The 21,275-nt window shown below is 44.6% G+C and carries 15 protein-coding genes and 1 pseudogene; 3 read left to right on the top strand and 13 right to left on the bottom strand.

The annotated features are described in order from the left end of the window. Nucleotides 1-2 precede the first annotated feature (2 nt). From DWY79_RS14990 to DWY79_RS14970, 5 genes are all read right to left on the bottom strand, one after another. The gene (locus DWY79_RS14990; protein WP_057328623.1) at nucleotides 3-941 is read right to left on the bottom strand and encodes a glycosyltransferase family 10 domain-containing protein; all 939 of its coding nucleotides are present in this window, start codon (nucleotides 939-941) and stop codon (nucleotides 3-5) included. Next, entirely contained in the window at nucleotides 938-1,888 is a 951-nt protein-coding gene (locus DWY79_RS14985; RefSeq protein ID WP_057328622.1) for a glycosyltransferase family 2 protein, read from the bottom strand. Before DWY79_RS14985 ends, DWY79_RS14990 begins: the two co-directional genes overlap by 4 nt. Nucleotides 1,889-1,891: 3 nt before the next feature. Beyond that, a complete protein-coding gene (locus tag DWY79_RS14980; RefSeq protein ID WP_057328621.1) occupies nucleotides 1,892-2,707 on the bottom strand; it encodes a glycosyltransferase family 2 protein in 816 nt (271 codons plus the stop codon). Between the two features lie 17 nt (nucleotides 2,708-2,724). Further along, a complete protein-coding gene (locus DWY79_RS14975; RefSeq protein WP_057328620.1) occupies nucleotides 2,725-4,167 on the bottom strand; it encodes a lipopolysaccharide biosynthesis protein in 1,443 nt (480 codons plus the stop codon). A 305-nt stretch (nucleotides 4,168-4,472) separates the two neighbouring features. Next, on the bottom strand, nucleotides 4,473-5,492 hold the full coding sequence (locus tag DWY79_RS14970; RefSeq protein WP_122369632.1) for a Gfo/Idh/MocA family protein: 1,020 nt from the start codon (nucleotides 5,490-5,492) through the stop codon (nucleotides 4,473-4,475). Between the two features lie 172 nt (nucleotides 5,493-5,664). On the opposite strand from DWY79_RS14970, the pseudogene DWY79_RS23065 reads away from it, so the two are divergent. From DWY79_RS23065 to DWY79_RS14960, 3 genes and pseudogenes are all read left to right on the top strand, one after another. Further along, nucleotides 5,665-6,120: pseudogene (locus DWY79_RS23065) on the top strand (WbuC family cupin fold metalloprotein); the annotation flags it as partial. Between the two features lie 162 nt (nucleotides 6,121-6,282). Further along, nucleotides 6,283-6,615, top strand: a complete 333-nt coding sequence (locus DWY79_RS23305; protein ID WP_333559018.1) for an acyltransferase — start codon at nucleotides 6,283-6,285, stop codon at nucleotides 6,613-6,615. A gap of 18 nt (nucleotides 6,616-6,633) precedes the next feature. Continuing rightward, nucleotides 6,634-9,177 (top strand): hypothetical protein, encoded by a 2,544-nt coding sequence (locus DWY79_RS14960; RefSeq protein WP_122369613.1) that lies wholly within the window; start codon nucleotides 6,634-6,636, stop codon nucleotides 9,175-9,177. Here DWY79_RS14960 and DWY79_RS14955 read toward each other — a convergent pair. The 8 genes from DWY79_RS14955 to DWY79_RS14920 form a co-directional block, all read right to left on the bottom strand. Further along, nucleotides 9,166-10,299: a DegT/DnrJ/EryC1/StrS aminotransferase family protein gene (locus DWY79_RS14955; RefSeq protein WP_199705241.1), complete on the bottom strand. Its 1,134-nt coding sequence runs from the start codon at nucleotides 10,297-10,299 to the stop codon at nucleotides 9,166-9,168. The two genes, DWY79_RS14960 and DWY79_RS14955, sit on opposite strands and share 12 nt — an antisense overlap. 95 nt (nucleotides 10,300-10,394) lie before the next feature. Continuing rightward, nucleotides 10,395-12,434, bottom strand: coding sequence for a methionine--tRNA ligase (metG, locus tag DWY79_RS14950; protein ID WP_122369611.1), 2,040 nt, complete (start codon nucleotides 12,432-12,434; stop codon nucleotides 10,395-10,397). A 312-nt stretch (nucleotides 12,435-12,746) separates the two neighbouring features. Next, a complete protein-coding gene (locus tag DWY79_RS14945; RefSeq protein WP_122297614.1) occupies nucleotides 12,747-14,144 on the bottom strand; it encodes a DUF3575 domain-containing protein in 1,398 nt (465 codons plus the stop codon). 106 nt (nucleotides 14,145-14,250) lie between these two features. Then, on the bottom strand, nucleotides 14,251-15,111 hold the full coding sequence (locus DWY79_RS14940) for a DUF4493 domain-containing protein (protein ID WP_122297613.1): 861 nt from the start codon (nucleotides 15,109-15,111) through the stop codon (nucleotides 14,251-14,253). A 20-nt stretch (nucleotides 15,112-15,131) separates the two neighbouring features. After that, on the bottom strand, nucleotides 15,132-16,889 hold the full coding sequence (locus tag DWY79_RS14935; RefSeq protein WP_122297612.1) for a DUF4493 domain-containing protein: 1,758 nt from the start codon (nucleotides 16,887-16,889) through the stop codon (nucleotides 15,132-15,134). 23 nt (nucleotides 16,890-16,912) lie between these two features. Continuing rightward, nucleotides 16,913-18,580, bottom strand: coding sequence for a PCMD domain-containing protein (locus DWY79_RS14930; RefSeq protein WP_172986701.1), 1,668 nt, complete (start codon nucleotides 18,578-18,580; stop codon nucleotides 16,913-16,915). Nucleotides 18,581-18,589: 9 nt separating this feature from the next. After that, nucleotides 18,590-19,261 (bottom strand): hypothetical protein, encoded by a 672-nt coding sequence (locus DWY79_RS14925; RefSeq protein WP_370449986.1) that lies wholly within the window; start codon nucleotides 19,259-19,261, stop codon nucleotides 18,590-18,592. A 144-nt stretch (nucleotides 19,262-19,405) separates the two neighbouring features. After that, entirely contained in the window at nucleotides 19,406-21,274 is a 1,869-nt protein-coding gene (locus DWY79_RS14920; RefSeq protein WP_122297609.1) for a PCMD domain-containing protein, read from the bottom strand. Nucleotide 21,275: the final 1 nt, after the last annotated feature.

Here is a 21,275-nt window from a genome sequence, read left to right as displayed (position 1 = left end):
AATCAGCATGTTTTTTTCCAAAAGAATAATTTAGACAAATTATCCAGATCACACGCTCTTTGTTTATATCTTTTCGTGTAACCATATTCCGTGCATCGCCTCGCCTCCTCCAAGGGTTGGCCGACGATATGGAGCAAGAAGTTGTCCAAAGTGGCGAACCAATCCTCAGGCTTTTTCCCGGTCGGCAACCACGCCTCCGACATTTTCGCCAAATAGTATTCGTCGTCCGTATCCAGCCGGATAATCTCCTCGATGGCCGCTTCCATCGATCGTTTATCCGAGACACGGACAAACGACCGCTCGTTGAAATCAACGCTGACCTCCGGATTGCCCCAATAGATAGGCAGGGAGTTGACCACCATCGGCTCCATGATCTTCTCGGTCGTATAGCCCGGCTGCGAGCTATTCTCGAATGCGATGGTAAACTTATAATCTTGGATAAAAGCCATCTTATCCCCGACAGGCCCCCCGATATTATTCAAATACCTTCCCCCAGAATCTATTTTTTTATACTTGGAGAGCTCCCGGTAAAACTTATCCCGGAAAGGATCCGCCCATCTCGAGTTGGAGTAGACAAAGTTACAAAACTTACGGTCCAACACCTTCGATGCCTCGAAACGTTTCTCCACCAGCCGCTCAAAGCCATCATACAAGGCATAAAGCGGAAACCGCAAATACCGATCCCCGAAACTGATCGGATGGAACGCCATTGCGTAATCGAACAGATTGAAGTCGGGTACATCATTCTCGCCGGTGAAGTAAATCTTCACGCAATCTTTATAGCGTAGATGCCTATTCGAGAAAGAGGAACAGAAGAGATAATCCGGATCAGGGTCGATCTCGAACTCGTAATGATTCTCCACCAACCTCCGTGTGATAAAATTATCACACATATCCATCCCGGGCCAAAAACCCTCAAAATATATTCTCAACTTCCTCATAGATATCTCAATTTATAATAAACATACAACAGGCAATCCTTTAAGCGCATCGTGAGAGGTTTCACGCTACTATCGAATAAAGGATCACAAAACAGAGCGTTCACACGCCGGTAGCTAGCGATCACATCCTTCTTCTCAAACGGATTCAATAGCAGGCTTTTCATGAAATAAATCTTCAGGTTCCACAGGTAACGGCATAACAAGGAACGGGTTTGCCGATCCGTGATGCCTCGCGATTCGTTTATAATGGTCTCCAAGACAATACAAAGGCTATCGATATTACGCATCGACTTCTTGCGGGTGATCGACTGAGGCTGAATATAATAAACATACGTAACCTCCTGGCATACGCTCATCCGTTCGCTCTTGCAAGCCAAATAGAACGACCATAAATTATCCTCATGCACAATCCCCTCATAGAACCAGCAATGCTCCACATCGAACAGCCTCCGGTCTATCAATTTATTGCATGCCATCTCGCACCACTCTTTCCGCAAGAAGGAATGAAGGATCTCCGCACCGCACAATGTTTGGCACTCCAATTTCAACAGCGGGAATCTCAGCCCTTCCCCTCCTACGATCCGCATATCGCCCATCACGAAGTCCGGGCGGTCGGCGATCGCCTTATCCGCCAATATCGCTATCGCATTTTCCGGGAGCGCATCATCGCTATCCAGAAAATAGAGATACGCACCTGTGGAATGCTTCACGCCCGTATTCCGGGCGGCGGACAATCCTTTATTCTGAGGATGAGTCACGATCTTATAATCCAACTTCGGATAACCGGAGAGAAACCGTCTCGCCTTCTCCATGCTGTCATCGGGAGAAGCGTCATCCACCAAAATCACCTCCAATGCCTCATGTCGCTGCTCCACCACGGAAAGCAAGCATCTCTCGATGAAAAGGGAAACGTTATAGACAGGTATAATGATAGAGATCTTGAGCATATCCTACAACTTTGATAACATTTGAATACATAGCAATATCGACTTATACAGGGGTCTGCATCCTTTCGACCGTATCAAGAGCGTGCTAACCCCACGCTCGCGGAGCAAACGCAAGTCCTCCTCTCGCGCCAAGTCCTCTCTATGGACAGAGGAGATACCGGTCTCGCTGAAGCAGGTCACGAACACCGGCATAAACAAGAAGCCCACCTGCGCCTGAATCAGCTCCACGAACAACTTGTAATCGGCCGATATCTTATAGCTGGTATCAAACCGATATCGCTCCTCCACAAACAAGGAGACCCGGTAAAAGGAAGCGGGCTGCTGAACTGGGCATCCCAACAACATATTCAATCGCAATTTATCCTCCTTTATATCGGGCATCACCGAATGTATCCGGTCATGGATACAAATAGTCCTGCCATATACGACCGCGGCTTCCGTCCGCAAAAGATAAGGCTTGACGGTCTCCAAAACATACTCGTTCACATAGTAATCATCACTATTCAAGAAATGCGCCCACACGCCAGACGCCATCCGCACGCCTTTGTTCATAGCGTCATAAAGCCCGTTATCCTTTTCCGATACCCACTTGAAATCGACACCCGAGTCGGTAAAAAGTTTCTCATACGCCTGTATGATCGAGACGGTAGCGTCTGTAGACCCGCCATCCACCACGACATATTCCTTGGGCAAGGAGGTTTGCCTCAACACCGAGTTAAAGGTTCGCCGAATCGTCTCCCCCGAATTAAAACAAATGGTAATGACCGTGATATCGCGACACATATCCAAACCCGAACGCTCTTGATGCTCTATTCCCATATACGTAAAAACCTTAATTATTTCCTTTTAAGGATAAATTCGACAACCTCTTTAAAAATGACAGACTTACTAAAGTACATGATAGCCACATAAAATAATACCGACAATACGATTTTAGCGACCAGCGAAAGGTATAAATTCCCGATCGATCCCGTAAGGCAATACACGCACGCAAAGACAAAGATCGCCCCCCCCCCATAAGGGCATATATCCCGTAACAAATCCCCCAAGCGTATTCCGATCAACCGGTTGATATACCATTGCCAGATCAATGTCCAAACAAACGTATAAATCAATACATTCGCTAACACCATCCAGATAACACCAAAGCGCAACATCGCTAAAGCCACCACCAACTGCAATATACCGATAAAGATATGGCTCCTCATATAGAAATCGGAGCGGCCATAGGCAATCGCCAGTTGCGAGTACAGTAGTTGCACCGGACTAACCGTCCCCCAAACACAAAACAACTGGAGGATCGGGACGCTAGGCAACCATTTGTCCCCCACCGCAACAACGATCAACTCCCTCGCAATAAAGGCCAGCCCCAGCATGACGGGAAAAGAGACAAACGCCGCAAAACGGATCATCTTGCGCAAAACTATCCGCTGACGCTCCTTATCATCCGTTATCTCCGTGAAAATAGGCTGTGCGACCCCGTTTATCATCCCCCAGATAGACGAATACCCCATCGACATCCACTTGTTGCCTTGCGAATAATAGCCCACCTCCATCGCATTGTAGAATCTCCCCAGCAAGACGGAGAAGATATTGCTGTTGATATAATTGAAGATATTGGTCAACAACAATTTCGCACTAAACCCGAACATCTCCTTCACCGGCCAGAGGTCGACGTTGAGAGTTGGTCGCCAAGGCGAAAAATACCACCGCAGGAGCATCGTCACGACCGAAAACGTCACGGATTGCCATGCCAAGGCCCAATACCCGAACCCAGACAACGCCAGCAAGATCCCCACGACCCCAGACAACGCCAAAGCGCACAAATCGATCTTCGCCCGCTCTTTCACCATCATACGCTTGAACAAGATCGCACTATGGGCTGTAGCGAACGCCCCCAAAATAATCGTCAGAAAAAAAAGCCTGGATAAGGCGACCAACTCCACACGCCCAAAGAAACGGGCAATAAGGGGTGCGGCGAGAAACAAGACCACATACGATAAACTACCCGCAATCAGATTAAACCAAAAGACAGCGTTATAATCTGCGTGCTTGAACTCGTTCTTATTCGTTAACGCCGCAGTGAACCCACTCTCCGATATGGAATTGGCGATCGCCACAAAAATCGCCAACATCCCCACCAAGCCATAATCATCCACCGATAATATACGAGCCAAGAAGATACCGAACAACATACCCAATACCTGCTGCAAGCCATTGCTGACACCTCCCCAGAAAAGCCCTTTCGCCGCCTTGTCTTTTAATGATTGCTCTGCCATCTGATTTTTATAGTAAGTTGACAAAGATAAGCATTTCACGCATATTTCACGATCTATGATCCATGGAAATCCCGCTTAAAACTATGATTTCACATTTTTAAATTTACACTTTTCATTCTATCTCACAGTGCTCAAAACAGGGAGTAAATCGAACCACCATAATCAGACGTGTTCAAGCCTAAACTTGTCTGTTGAAAACGCAGTAGTACTGCAAGTGCCAAAGGATATATACTGCGTTGCCACTTGCAGTATATATTCTATGAAGAGGTAAGTAATGCTGACTTTTTCCCGCCTTACATATGCCCTCACCCCTTCCCCGCATAAATCCTCCGTATAATATCCACCACCTTCATACCTTCCAAGACGTTGGTCGTTATGATCTCGCCGGGGGCGCCAGAAAGGACATTGACTACGTTACGGATCACGAAGTTGTGGTTTTGGGCGGAGCCTTTGTAAGGGCCATAATCATTGCCGGGGTTGGTAGGGGCCAATTCCGGCATTTCATACCCCTTGATATGGCAATATTCTACCTCATTCATATATTGACCGCCGATTTTCACGCTGCCATTCTCAGCCACGATCAGCATGCTGCTTTCCAGATTCTTGTCCCATACCGCCGTAGAGTAGCTCAAACTGCCCATTCCACCGTTCACGAAATTAAAATTCACGAAACCGGAATCCTCAAAGGCGGTCAGTTTCTCGTGGTTGAAGTCGGCGAAACGGGTCTGGATATTACAGATATCCCCGAATAACCAGTACATAATGTCGATGAAATGGGAGAATTGGGTGAATAAGGTACCACCATCCAAGGCAGCGTCGCCATGCCATCCTCCGGGTTTATAGTAGCGTTCATCACGGTTCCAGTAGCAATTCAGCTGCACCATATAAATCTGGCCTAATTTTCCAGACTCAACCATCTCCTTGATCCAGACCGAAGGCGGGGAATATCGGTTTTGCATCACGCAAAATACCTGCTTACGGAATCTCAGCGAGGTATAAACCACTTTCTCGGCATCCGCCAAGGTCAAGGCCATAGGCTTTTCTATGACCACATGATGTCCGCTTTCTATCGCTTGGATCGCCATCTCGGCATGTAAACCGTTGGGTGTACAAATATTCACCACATCTATATCCAATCCCAAACGGAATAGTTCATCTATATTCCGGGCGAAAGGGACTGCGTAAGCCTCGATCCCCAGCTCCTCTTTCGGACGGATATCACACAAAGCGACCAACTCCGCCCCTTCATCCCGGGTAATCATCTCGGCATGACGCTTACCTATATGACCACAGCCGATCACGGCGAAACGTATCTTCTTATTCATAAAACACTTATTCATTAAAGAAGTACAAAAGTACTTCTTTTAGCAACAAGAACCTAAATATTGCCTTAAAAACAAAAAATGGGCTGAGAACTATCTTATTCTTTATATTATTCACACTCATATTAAATTTATTCCGATATTTAGGACGTTAATCTTAAAAACTCATTTTACAATGAAAATCATTGATAGCACATTACTAAATACCGTAAGCGAACAAGCTAAGACAAACGTACGCTTACGAATGAATTATAACTTCCATAAACAAATGGATGAGCCTGTTCAAAGATTATTAAATGCTCTTGAGCCAAATACATATTTACCTCCTCATAGGCATCTCCAAGCCCAAAAACAAGAGATATTCCTCGTACTAAGAGGGAGTGTACTTACATTTTTGTTTGATGACAAAGGCACAATTACACAAATCCACGAGATTAACCCTGCTAAAGGTGTTTTCGGAATGGAGATAGAGCCAGATATATGGCATTCTTTTATTGTTCTAGAAACCAATACTGTTATATATGAAATCAAACAAGGGCCATTTGCTCCTATAGACCCTAAAGATATGGCCCCATGGGCTCCAAAACCCCAAGAAACAGAAGCTGCGCAAAATTACATACAGGAACTATTATCAGCTTATCAATCCCAATATATAATCCACCCAACCGCAGAAGTAGCACCTTCCGCTACCATCGGGAATAAAACCATTATTGAGAACCATACAATAATCGGAGAGAATGCAAAGATTGGTGAACAATGTAAAATACACCGGAATATCTACGTAGACAATGATGTGCAAATAGGGAATAAAGTAAAGATTCAAGATAATGTCATGATTCCGCACGGAGTTACGATTGAGGATGGAGTATTCATAGGCCCCGGTGTAGCTTTCACTAATGATAAATGGCCTAGATCGATCACGGAAGATGGGGAATTAAAGACCTCCGAAGATTGGGTTTGTTCCGAAACCATCGTAAAATACGGAGCCTCTATCGGAGCGAACGCTACTATAGTTTGCGGAATAACTATCGGAGAGTGGGCCATGATAGGTGCTGGAGCGGTCGTAACCAAGGACGTACCGGCACATGCGGTCGTGATAGGGAATCCGGGAAGAATCATACAATAACATCTTAAATATAATATCATGATAGAATCTATTATAACATATCTAGCAGAGAATTATTTCTTCATAACATTAAGTATAACTATTGTATTTATATTAATAAAGGCATTTGAAACAATAATAAAACGCACATTATTAAAACTACATGAACAACAATTAAAAAGTAATAATTTTGCATACGTATTAAAACGCAAAATACATAACATTAGAACAGAATACTCTTCCGAGTATGATTTCTCATTTTTAGAACATGGTTGGAAAAATATTCCTTTTGAGAATCGAAATACACAATTAACAAAAAACAATGAGGCAACATCATTATTAAAAGATAGAATTAAACATTTAAATGATTACTATGAACGAATTAAAAAAGAAATAAAACCTGAATATCAAGATGCTATATCTATTGAAGATATAAATTTCATCCAAAAATTTGTCTTAGATGAGTCAAAAATAGTCACTATAATCGATAGGCTAAACAATCGTCGCAAAAACAAGGAATTAGATATGGCATTTATTGGAGACAAAGTGGGACTATATGATTATAATATCAAGAAAGATGATATTACATTAAAGTGCTATATTACAGATCATTTCACATGGAAAATATTTAAAGAGTTATATCTTGATCAAACAAAGAATGAAGATGGAAAAGAATCTAATAACGACTTTTTCAAGCGGCTATTCTTATCCTTATATCAAAACAAAGACAACGAAACAGTAAAGAGTTTACTAATGAGAACTTTGACTTACATATTTTCTTCAATGGGAGTTGATGCAATTGTCTGCGGAAAAAATGGGAAGAATAAAAACTCATGTCTCATAACTATACGTTCATCCAAAATAGACGCACAAAAGCAATCTCGACTTCATGTTTCTATTGACGAAGCTTTTTCCGAGACAGATAAAAATCCTGAAGGAGAATATGATGTACAACAATGGATCATTCGTGGACTGAAAGAAGAAATAGGAATATCTAATAAAAATGCTAAGGATATAATACCACAGTTCTCTGACTTTAGCATTATTACAGATAATGGAGAGATTGGTTTATGCTGTACTATTAAAACAGAGGACATCGAAGAGTTACAGTTTTATCCAGCACAAGATAAATATCTTGAGAGTGAAGGTTTTTTCATTGCAGAATTTCCATCATTAATTAAACTCTATTTTAAAAAAATATGCATATCCCCTAATAGAATAGGAGATCATTTTTATAAAAAAACGGCAAATGAAAAGCTAAGGCTTCCATGGATAAGTTTTGCCCCTATTATTTTCATTAGGACCTTTATTAGAGAAACTCGCTTATTCAATATTTCAACGCTAATCATATTTATATCCGCACTATATACATTATTATCATCAATCAAATCAATTCATGAAATATACAAAAGCATTTTATTAAATAACTTTTCAATAGAAATTCTAAAAGACAACACAAATATATCAACCATATTTGCATTAGTTATCACCATACTTTCCATCATATCTTCTTATCAGTTAAAAAAATCCAGAGGAAAGTACAAAAGTAGTATTTATCCATGGGTACCTTTATGGAATGGCAATGCAAAACCATTACAAACAACAGGCCAATTTAATTCTAATGATAAAGATTTTCACAACCCTAATTTCGGACTTTATTTTCTAGCTTCAGAGGAAATCCCTAATACAATTCTATCTTCATCAATACATTTATCTAATACACCTTTATGTGCGGTACGAAAACTTGAGAAAATGACAGAAACACCTATAAGTTTTTATCAAATAAGTAAAAATAAAGAAACAGGTACAACAAATAATTTAAAGTTTTTAAACATTGATTTCAAAAGTAACGAGACAAAGAAAACTCTGTATTTTTACCGAATTCATATAAAGAGAAAGAATAATCAAATACACACTATTTATTCTATAAATTTCCCCATGAAAGAAGATATTATACTACAATTCAATACTATCAACAATATAAACATCAGACCACAAAACCTAATATATTATTTCAATCTCAACTATTCACCAGAGGAACTATCTCAAAATTATAGATTTTCCACTAATCTAGGAACTGACCTATACAAAAAAAACATACAGCTTTATGACCTATATACTTATGGGAATAATTACTATTGGTCTACAACTTTTAACGCATCCAACATATTTAAGGAACTTTTATTGAAAATATTATCTCTACATAAGCTAGAAACCTCTCATATTAAAGGTTGGGGGAAAGGAATTCAACGAAATGACAAAAAAAACCCCTTCTATATAGAAGATACATACATTGCCTTATATGACGATACAAACAAAAAAGAGGAAATACAAATTGATTTATGCAAGATAGATGCTATGTCCGACAAAGATTTCGATCTCAAGATAAATAAGTTCATAATGCATAGTTCTCCTTGTTATGGAGGAGGATTAAATGAACTTGAAATCTTAGCATTACAATATATACTTATTAGATATGATATTTTAGTCGCTGAGAAAAAACTCAAGCCCTCATTAAAAGCATCTCGTATCTGGAAAATATTTGAAAAGCCTGATCAATTTATAGATTCTTTAGTGGTTTAAATAATCATGTAGTATATCTATAATATACTCTTGAACATCCTCTTCCATCTCCGTATGTATAGGGAGGGAGAGGACGTTTCGTGTAAGGCGTTTAGCTACAGACAAGTCGCCTCCATGCCGAACATGATCCTTAAACGCAATTTGTTCTTGCATTGGAACGGGATAGTAAATCAAGGCAGGGATTCCATGTTCTTTTAAATAATTTTGCAAAGCCTCACGACGGCCATCCAAGACCTGTATCGTATATTGGTGGTATACATGTGTTGAGGAAGGAATACAAGTAGGCAACAATATACCATCCAAACTTGATAAGCTTGCATCATATCGCCGGGCAGCAGCTTGTCGGGAGGCAATAAAGTCATCTATATGTTTTAATTTAGCATTTAAGATAGCCGCCTGTAAGGTATCAAGGCGGGAATTACAACCTATAATCTGATGATGATACTTTACATTTTGTCCATGCACCGTAGTCATACGGACTTCTTCTGCCAAGTCCGCGTCATGTACGATCACAGCTCCTCCATCACCATAACATCCTAAAATCTTTGTCGGGAAAAAAGACAAAGCGCCAATATCGCCTATCGTCCCGGTCTTTCTTGAGGTTCCGTCCGGGAATGTATATTCCGCGCCCAATGATTGCGCATTATCTTCAATAACATATAAATCATTTTTCCTAGCCAATTCCAATATCGGATGCATATCACAGCTTTGTCCAAAAAGATGGACCGCAATGATAACCTTCGTACGATCCGTTATAGCTTCAGCTATGGCTTCCGGAGAAATATTAAAAGTACGCTCATCTACATCAACCAAAACAGGAACCAGACCTAATAAAACCGCAGCCTCAGCCGCCGCCGCATATGTGAACGCCGGCACTATTACCTCATCTCCTCGCTTTAAATTCAAACGCATCAAAGCGATTTGTAAAGCATCGGTACAGTTTCCACAGGGAATCACATACTCCGTATCTAAATAAGCTGCCAGATTTGAGCCAAAAACCTTCACCATCGGGCCATTAATAAAAGAGCTACTCTCTATCATTGAAAACATAGCTTCATCTATCTCTTCCTTTAGTCGATGATATTGACCAACTAAATCAACCATTTGTATTTTTTTCTCCATATCTGCGATCTTATTATTTAAAAATGAAAAAGGAAGGACATTCAAATAGCACTTGAATGTCCCTACTTTTAATTATGCCATTCCAGAAGGATTTCCTATTTCACCTCACTACCCGGTTTCACCTCTTTCTCCGGGGTGATAACGGCCAGCTTTCCATCGAAATTCTCGGCGGAGAGAATCATGCCCTCGGAAACAATACCTTTCAGCTTACGGGGAGCTAAGTTAGCGATGAAGCAAACTTGCTTGCCTACCAATTCCTCGGGTTTATAATGCTGGGCGATGCCCGATACGATCGTGCGTTTCTCCAGGCCATCGTCTATACGGAACTGAAGCAGCTTATCCGCTTTCGGAACCTTCACGCATTCCAGAACCGTACCCACACGGATATCCAGTTTCATGAAATCATCGAACTCAATATTCTCACGGATCGGTTTCGCCTTATAATTCGCTTCCTCATTCGCTTTCTTCGTATCCAATAATTTCTGCACTTGGGCCTCGATCACGCTATCCTCTATCTTCTCGAACAACAACTCTGCCTTGCCCAATTGATGACCGGCCTCCAATAGATCCGTAGCACCTAGGCGATTCCATCCCAACGACTCTACATTCAGCATCTTATTCAGTTTCTCCATGCTAAACGGCAAGAACGGCTCAAAAGCGATCGCCAGATTAGCCGTAATCTGCAAAGCGATGTTCATGATCGTAGCGACACGAGGCATATCCGTCTTCGCCAACTTCCAAGGCTCCATATCAGCGAGATACTTATTTCCGATACGGGCCAGGTTCATCGCCTCTTTCTGAGCGTCACGGAAGTGGTAGGTATCCAACAGGCGTTCCACGTTCTCTTTCACATCCGCAAAATCCTTCAAGGTCTGACGATCATAATCCGTCAACTCGCCTGCCGCCGGCACCTTACCCTCGAAATACTTATCCGTAAGGACTAACGCACGATTCACGAAGTTCCCTAAGATAGCGACCAACTCGTTATTATTACGAGCCTGAAAATCTTTCCATGTGAAATCATTATCCTTTGTCTCTGGCGCATTGGCCGTCAAGACATAGCGCAACACGTCTTGCTTGCCCGGCATATCCACCAGATACTCGTTCAACCAAACCGCCCAGTTGCGGGAAGTAGAGATCTTGTCGCCCTCCAAGTTCAAGAACTCGTTAGCGGGGACATTCTCCGGCAAGTTATAAGAACCTTCCGCTTTCAGCATGGAAGGGAACACGATACAATGGAACACGATATTATCTTTACCGATGAAATGGACCATTTTAGTCTCCAGATCCTTCCACCAAGTCTCCCAGCTATCCGGCAGCAACTCCTTCGTATTAGAGATATAACCGATCGGAGCGTCGAACCATACATACAGCACCTTTCCTTCCGCCCCTTCTACGGGAACAGGGATACCCCAATCCAAATCGCGACTCACCGCACGGGGTTGCAGACCCATATCCAGCCAACTCTTACACTGCCCGTAGACGTTCGGCTTCCATTCCTTATGATCCTCCAAGATCCATTTACGCAAGAACGGCTCCCACTTATCCAAAGGCAGATACCAATGCTTCGTCTCACGCATCACCGGCTTGCTGCCACTGATAGCGGATTTCGGATCGATCAAATCCGTCGGGCTAAGGGAAGTACCGCAAGCCTCGCACTGATCGCCATACGCCTTCTCGTTTCCACAATGCGGACAAGTACCCGTGATATAACGGTCGGCCAAGAATTGCTTCGCCTCCTCATCGTAGTATTGCTCGCTTGTTTTCTCGATGAATTCGCCTTTATCATACAATGTACGGAAAAAATCCGAGGCCATCTGATGATGCGTAGCGGAAGTAGTACGTGAATAGATATCAAACGTGATACCGAACTCCTCGAACGATTTCTTGATAATACCGTGGTAACGATCCACCACATCCTGCGGCGTGATCCCCTCCTTCTTCGCTCTCAACGTGATGGGTACCCCATGCTCGTCCGAACCACCAATCATCAACACTTCTTCTCCCTTCAAACGAAGGTAACGGGCATAAATATCAGCAGGCACATACACCCCGGCCAAGTGTCCGATATGCACCGGTCCGTTCGCATACGGCAACGCCGTAGTAATCAGCGTTCTCTTAAAATGTTTTTCCATACCTTGTGTTCTCTTTTTGAGGGGCAAAGGTACGGAATAATTTGGTTAGACGAAAAAGAATAATTTCCTTTGTGAGTGAGTTTCCTCTTAATGAGGCTAGGAACTTTACCTCTAATAATAATATATATGGGAAGAAGACATAAAAACAAGGTATAAAAAAAGAGCTTACCGCTAGGGGACATAAGGCGGAAGCTCTTGACATCATCGAAAAAGGTAATTTCTTCGACAAAAAGAAGATTATTATAATAAAGATCGAAGATAAGATTTACACAGCGTCCATTACTACTTCCGAGAAGGGGACTTTAATCTCGTTTATTTAAATCCAAACCTATACACCAGCGCCAACCGGAAATTAAGCATGAAATGGGTCGCCGAGAAATTCTCCGTAGTCTCGCTCACCTGTGCATCATAATCCCGCTCGTAAGTGGAAGCATCAAAGATAATTCGTGAGCCAAAGCCAAACCCAGCCTCAAAAGCGAAATTCCCGGAGATAGGTTGCAAATAATTCAGCATCGCCCCGATACCGAAGAACTGTCCAGTCTCTCCATGTCCTAACGGCTCATTATCGCGCACGTTGAAGTTTCCGTATTTCATCTGCAAGCCCACGTTGAATCCCCGATAAGTACCATCATCGTTAAACCATAGTCGAGGCTCCAAAGATAGCACCGACACTCCCCACAAATTATTAGGATTCCCTTTATAACCAAACCGAGAATACATACCTCCCAATACGACAGAACCCCAACCTCCAAACATATACTCCAATTCCAAGTTTGGCATGATAGACCCTGTCTTCAATTCCGCTCCCTCCTTACCGACACTTAAACCCGGGGGAACCGTCATCCAAGGCAGTACATTCGTCCTAACAGTCAAATTTGTCATTTGGAAAGTAGGATAGACTTTCTCCATCGTCACGGCACGAGTCTCCGCCTGTCGGGGCTGATATGCGGTAGACTGCCGTTCCGGAGCTTGAGGCTCAGGGGTTACAGCTACCGTTGCCTGCCGAGTAATCTCAGGTTCCGTCCGAGCCGGTTGAGAGACTACCGGCGTTTGCCTCACCTTCTCCTGCGCAGGAGGAGCCACCGGAACCATCGCCCCTTCCTCATAAGGAAGATCGGCCTTATTGCTGATCACGACATAAGCGAACACCTCATCATCCACGCAAAGATCCGGATCATTGAGCACGTAAATATAAGGGACCTCCGTATATCGTTTTAGGCTTGCCGAGATAGCAGGTATAGACTGATCCGTGGAATAAAAGATCTGCTTATTGGCAAACTCCGGCATAGCGAAATAAAGCAGATACACATGCACGCTATTCCCCCATTCCCCGCTACGGTCTACATAGAAGGAGATTTGTTTATTATCAAGCTCGTATTTGTTTTTCAGATATTTCCTCACGGTATTCCCCCGCCACATGGCAGTGTTGACAGCGTTTTTGGATACCGCTCCTGTCTCAGTATAGATATGCGAGACGATCAGCACATGAAACTCCCCATCCATCAAAGGATTCATCACCGGCCAGATTTTCCGATTGAGTCGCTCCATCTCTATTGAATTATTCCCGTAGGTAGCTTGTAGATCAGCCTCTCCGGGTATAAAGGAAAACAAGAATGAATCGCCCTTGGATTTCTCATTCTCCGATTGCCCATGGGCCATAAAGATTGAGAGAAGCGAAAAACTGAATAGAATAATTAGCGAATGTCTCATACCTTGTTCTTTATGTTATATTTTTTGCAAAGTTACTACAAAAAGTAAGATACGTAATATCATTACACTTGGAAATCGGACGGAGAATCTGGATAAATGGAGACAATCACTCGTAAGGATTGACCTCGACCGGTATCTCGACAATCTCTACCGTTCCGTTTACATTAATGGTCAACGTTAATGTGCCTTGCGTGTTCGCAAGACTGTATTGTACGCTGTAGTTCTTGGTGGCGGCGGTGGTGGAAGTCGTTTCCGATTCCCGTATCTGCGACGAGGTGTCGAATGTCTTGCTCTCGTCCGCGATCAGCTTGCCTGCTATATGGATAAACACATTCGAGAGGCCGGGTTTCACGAACAAGGTCTTGCCGGCTTCCAAGGTATTCTCGGTGGATAGCAGGGAATATCTCTGGCTTTCGCCCGAAGGCAGGGAGCTTTCAGAGCCGGTGTACACATAAAGCTCGGTGATCGTAGCCATCTTCTGCAATTCGGCGAACGTTCCCTGATCGATCGTGATGATCGAGTTGGTGAGCGTGGCGGTGATAGAGGCCTTTGCAGCCGCAGCGTTGGGAGTGACGGTTACGGTTTCCGTTGTCTTCCCCGCAAGCATGGGGCTGTCGAACTGCAAATCGCCGGTCATTTGGCTGTACGTAGCCGATAGTTCCGTATAGGTACCGGCGGGAACGGCTCTTGTGACCCCATTGGCAAAATCAGAGGATTTGCCTAAAGTAATAGAGCTGCCCTCTTTTGTCCCGGTGATCACCAGATTGTTTTTAACTTCGTCACTAATCGTGACCGTTGATGTAGCTTTCGTTGTTACATTGACGGAGGCATCCGCCTCAAGGGCAAGGCTAAGCTTGCCGGTCTCGGCGATAGCCGAGGGGCTTCCGGAATCCTCTAGGATGTTGCTACAGGAGGGGAGGAAACCTAAAGCGAAGGCGGTTAGGCCTAATAGAAATGTTTGTTTCATATTGTTATTTTATTACACTCTTATCTATAATTAATTTTCACATAATAGACCTTTGAATGAGCGGAACTTAATCCATAACTATTATTACATTTTACATAATTATTAGAAGATGTCATCGTAGATGATACGGTACCTTCTTTGGTTTCTTTCCCCCAAAAAGAAACTTTTGTTGAAAATAATGTACTCTGGCCTAAATTTAAAGTAAAGGTATTATCAGCTGTCGCTGTTTGCACATAATACTTCGTTGCAACATCTACATTCACATTCCCTGGAATATAAAAATTCAATGTTATTGATTGAGAACCTGAACCAGCCACCCCTCCCAATTGCACAGAACCACTATCCCAGCTAATTTTTCCATCGCCTGTCCATGGATGATCCCCCGTATTACTCGGCGGTTCTGCCTTATACGGCAACCCCGTCACATGGCAATCAATCGGATTAGAAACTTTCTCTGTCCCATCAAAAGTAACCGTCGCAGTCAGGACGTGCTTTTGCCAAGCAAGGGAAGTGAAACTTGCTTTTGCACCATAGGCAAACTCTCCTGATTCTTGTCCGGTATCCGTTTTATAAGAACTCTTCAACAAACTCGAATAATTCGGATTATTCAATATACCCTCAGCTATACTTGCCGTAGCCACGATATCAACAATGCTTGATCCATCCATCGCATTCGCAGCGGTAGGATTATTCTCTTCCGCATAAACCGAATAACTCGTGCGACCGGAAACACTTACGGAGAAGTCCGGCTCTGTAACCGCAACATCTACCGGAGGAAGCGTAAGCTCCTCGCCTGTTCGCAGTCTAATAGAGGTAGACAACTTACATCCCTTCGGGACATACGGCCATCCCTCCACCACAGTCATGGCACCAGTAAGATTATTACCTGAATAAGTCCGGATAGGCGTGTCATTGTATAAAGCACTGATTGTCCAAGTATCTACCAACTCAATAGGAACCCCTTCCGCTACACAGCCCAACGTTATCCTAGAACCCGTCAGCAGACCTTCTTCATACGTTGGTGTAGCAAGTGCTTGCATCTGTATGTTCGAGAAAATAGACAAATCCGGATCACACTGAACGATATATTGCTTACAAGCCTCCGCTTGATCAATCAAGTCCCATCCCTTCGGGGTCGCCGGCTTGTCCAATAGATTCGTACCTTCGAACAGAGCTTTCACCGTCTGCCCGGAACGAACAAACAAGGTTCCCTCCGAAACCTCATGGGTAGCTAAAACATCGGAGGCTTCTCCCACCTCTACCGTCAGTTGCCAAGTCTTATAATGCTTTCTCAGATTTTCACTCACCGCAGCCACCAACATCGTATTCGCCAAGGAAGTCTCAATGGATTCCACCAAGCTCTCTCCCGGCACGATACGCACCTCCTTGGAACCATAAAAATAAGGACTCTCTTGGATCAGTTCATTCGTTCCCGCATATACCTCCAGAGTATAAATGCTCGTAGGCAACTCCAAGTTCTGCCCCTCTATCTCTGAAAAGGGTTTCGGATACCCTTCATACGAAGTACCCCCTTGCTTAATATCAATCATGAAATCCGTTTTCGCGGGAATATACGTATCGGGCAACGTAAGCGTTCCCGCCTTCGTCTCCACCTCCGCGGAAACAGCGGCCGAGATATCCCCCAGCGTAAGCCGGAGATACCCTGTGCCCTCCCCCTTCGGGGCAGAAAGCTCCTCGCCCACGCAAGCGGAGAGTGTCGCGAGCAGGGCGAAGAAGGGTAAATATATGTACAAGTGAATATGTCTCATTGCTTTCATCCTATCGTTTGTTTTCCTTATTGTTAGTCGTAAATCAATTCACATTCATCCAGCCAAAGCTTGCTACCCTCGCCACCCGTGAAGTAATCGCCATACTTGCTAGCAGAAGCGACTACCACGATGTATTTAGGCGTACGGTTCGTGTAGCGGTAATCCAGCACGATATCCGCTTGCGTCCACGAGGAGACAGGCTCGCCTTTCGTCAGCTCGCCGTAAGCGATCACTTTCGGATCCGAAGGGTCAAAGAGCTGACGTTCGGAAGGCCGAGTACGGATCTCCAGCGGAGCGTCCCAGTCAGTCAAGGCGATATAGACCTGACACGAGTCCGGGCGACCTACCAAATATTTGAAATCATCGTCGCCCGACTTGTTGATCGGAACGCAATTGTATTTATAATGGATCCGCAACTTCGAGGGGAAGCTCGTGAAGGGACGGCCGAATTGCAACACACCGTTCGTCCCATCTGTCCGCACGTAAGTACCCGTAAAGATGTTGCCGGCGGCAAACTTCAGGACGATATATTTCGATTCCAACGAGGCCGCCTGCCCGCTTCCCGTGCTCGTCTCGGTAGTAGGCGTGGAGTTGCTGTTACCCACGGTGGTAGCCCCTTTGTTTCCTGTATCCCAGAAGGAGGTTCCTCCCTCCGCCCAAGGCTGCCAAAGCGTATTCTTGCCTACGGCCACGGAACTCCAGTCATCAAATCCACCGTTTGTCAAGGGCACCGCCTCCACCGTGGTAAAAGATTGCTCCTCTCCCGCTGTTCCATCTACCGATACCCGGTATTGGTAGGCAGTGGCAGCCTTCAGTCCCGTCAGCGAGGCCGTAAAGGAGGTACCGGACACCTTCACAGCCGAAGCCGCCAACGTGCTCCAAGCCGCGTCCGCCTGTCGCTTATACTCCACGACCGGTGTCTTCCCGCTCTGGATCTTTCCGGAAAGCGTAGCACGGGTTACCATCGCAAAAGCTTCCGCACCACTTGCGTTACTCTCCTTATGATAGACGAAGACATTCCATTTCGACATCGTCTCCTCCCAGTTATACCCCACATAGAACTGCCGGGGACCTTTCGAATAATCTTTCTCCGCCGGATCGGTAGGATCCGGTTCCACACGCCCGAACTCCCCACCAAGCATCATGCTGTTCACTTGCAGGTCGCTTAACGATTGATCCGGAGATACATAGATAATCACGTTACGGTTCACCGGATCGATCACGGCATCCGCCACTTGCCCCGTCACGTCCACTTCTCGTTTGATCAATTGCGTCACCGACACCTTCCAGACATATTCCTGATACGTTTTCACCGTAAAGGAAACCGGCTTGGTAAAATCCACCCGCGTATTCGCATCGGAAGAGATACTGTCCAAAGAGGCGAAACCCGTTGTCGGGAAACGGAGTATATCCGCACACGCAGCCGAATCGGCCATCAAGGTAGCTCCCTCTGTCACTTTCAAGGATTTTATCTTCAAACGGGAGAGATCCACCGAGTCGTTCACGAATAGGGTCACCGTGCGGGCCTTCGCATCGATCGTAGCCTCCACGCTCTGTCCCTCCTCACCGGCACGCTGCCCTTCCACCGTCATCGAAAGGATGGCTCCCTCCAACAACGGATAAGGGATATCATCTTCAATCACGCAAGCGGTCAATGATAACAGACATATTATATAACAGATTATATTTCGATTCCTCATCTTCATTCCTTACAGATAAAACGTCATACCAATATTGATCGAGAAGAGATTGATCTTGAAATTTCCGGAAGAGACCCGCTGCCGTCCCTCCTCTACTTTGTTTGTTTCTTGATCGATCCACTTGAAGTCGAAGCCCATCACACCAACCGACACCTCTACCGCCGACCAATCCGTGATAAACGCCGTCATACCCGGGGCGAAACCGATCTGCATATTCTGTACTGTTTGATACGAGCCGTCATACTCCGCACCGGAACCGGTAGAGTTCTTTCCCGTGCCATACCCATACGTCAACCGAGCCTCATTGAAAAGACCGAAGATCTTGCTCTTACCGATCGGCATATACGTCCGAATAAAGCAAGAGGCCTCATATTTATGCTCCAGATAATACAAGTTCTTTAAACTGATATTGAAATCCTCACCCAAGTTTAGGTCGAAATTACCAAGATCCAAGTAATTCCGCTTATAGGCGAAACGTGCCCCCATAGAAATATTATCGCGAAAGAAATAACCAAAATAAGGGCTTACGCTGAAGTCGTATCCCTTCCCCTCAATATCTTTGAGGACGAGGAAATTCAGGTTACTCTCGTTATGCTCCGAATAAGATATCGTACCACCAGCCATCCATGTTCCTTTAGGAATAAAGACTGTCTTCTGTATCTCACGGTCGATACGTTGCATACGCCGTTGAGCCTGTGCCTCACCGACACCACTCAACAACAAAAAAAATACACCCAATAGGGGAACTATCAAAGTCTTATACATTATTCACCTTCTATTTAAATTCAAATATCTCCGGACGAACCTCGCTGACCTTCCACACGCCTAATTCCCCGAGCCTAAGAGCTTGGGGGAATCACCGTAAATGAGTTCGAGGTCATCGAGGTACAGCATGCTACTTGTACTTCCCGTAAAATAATCGCCATACTTGCTCGAAGAGAAAACGATGATGATATGGGTCGGTTTCTCCACCAAGTTACGATAGGTCAAGTCAATCGTAAACTGCTTCCACTCAGAAGAGGCGACGCATTCCACATCGGGCAACGCACCATAGGCGATTACGTCAAAACCGCTGGCATCAGGTTTCCCGCTCTCCAAGATGGACATAAAGTCCTTGGAAGTCCCTACCATATCCGTATTATTCAACTGATACTTGCCATTCGTAAGGACGATATAGGCAGACCAAAGGTCTGTATCGCCTTTACCTACAGGCAAACCGCTTTGCGCATAATCAATTGTGCCGGTAGAATATTGGAACCAGCCGGTCAATTGGGTCGGACGGGCGGTGAAGGGTTGGCCGAAGTTGATCTTAGCACCATTCATATCAACCAAACCGCCAAAAGAACCTGTATAAAGACTGGCAGCGGCGAATTTCACTTTATATTGAGATTTGAGCTCAGCAGAAGTTGATCCGCTATGCTTTTTCTCTGAATTAGGTTGAGTCGGATTTATATTAACAGTACCTCCTAATCCCATAGTCGTTCCTTGATTACTAGAATCCCAATAAATACCAACCTTATTATACTCCTCTTCTGAAGTTGCGAACCAAGTCTTTGTTGTTGTTGTTCCAATCAACCCTTGTCCTTTGTTTGTCCTTTCAAACCAATCCTCAAGCCCTCCATTGTAAAGAACTGTAGCATTTTCTGTCGTAAACATCACCTCATCGCTCGCATACTGATCACTTTCCTTATTATAAACAAGACGATACGTGTACGCCGTACCCGGTTCCAAACTTGTCAAGGTAGCTTTATATTTCTCCCCCTCTTGCGTGGGAGCTAAGGTATTCCAATTCGCATCATCTTTCTTTTTCCACTCGAATCTCATCGCACTCGGATCCGGCACGAAAGATTCCGACTTAGACAAGATACTTCCTTCCAAATGGGCGAACCGGCTCCATAGCACGGCCGGAGTCTCCACACCTAATTGCGTAGAAGCGACCGTGGGCACCTCGAAGGTATAGGTATATTCCTTCTCTGAATCATCCGCCTCCACGGTAATTCCACCATTGCCAGAATCACCCAACTTGCAATTCAATATATAATGATCACGCGCCTTGACACCCGTAATCGGTTTCTCTAACGCCGGGAAAGGAGTCCCTGCCATATTAGTCACGGAAGTTTTCACAGTCAAATCCCCCACCGGAAAATAGACCACCCGCTCGGTTACGGAACAGGAGGCCAGTTGCGAATCTACTCCCGACACGGAAGAAGAGACCTCCATCGCCAAGCTCCGAAACACATTCAACACAGAGGCATCGAAACGAAATGTCACCTTCACGTTTGCCAACCGGCAAACAATCGAGGCAGATACCGAACTACCATCCACAGGAATGGTCACCGTTGTGGAACCCGTATAATAAGGGATACCCTCACCCGAGGCGTTCCCGTCAAAACCGTTTGAAGAAGCGGATATCGTATAATTCCCCGGGGGCAGCATCATTTCCTCCCCTTTCCACTCCAGATCAAAATTGTCCGTGCGTTTCACGATGTTCCCACTCGCATCCTTGATCTCCACATGCAGTTGCTTCGGATTATAATTCTCCGGGACAGCCGACTTGGTATTCGTACTCGACACCGTTGCCACATCCAAACGCAAATAGCCCATCTTACCCTGTAAAGAGGTATCTTCCTCTTTACAAGAGACTACAAACAGACAAGCAATGATAAACAAACCTATAGCCAGTATATTTCTCATA

Origin of the sequence: Parabacteroides sp. AF27-14, assembly GCF_003635425.1 — a bacterium.
Taxonomy (GTDB): domain Bacteria; phylum Bacteroidota; class Bacteroidia; order Bacteroidales; family Tannerellaceae; genus Parabacteroides; species Parabacteroides distasonis.
This window is presented reverse-complemented; position numbering and strand designations above follow the sequence as displayed.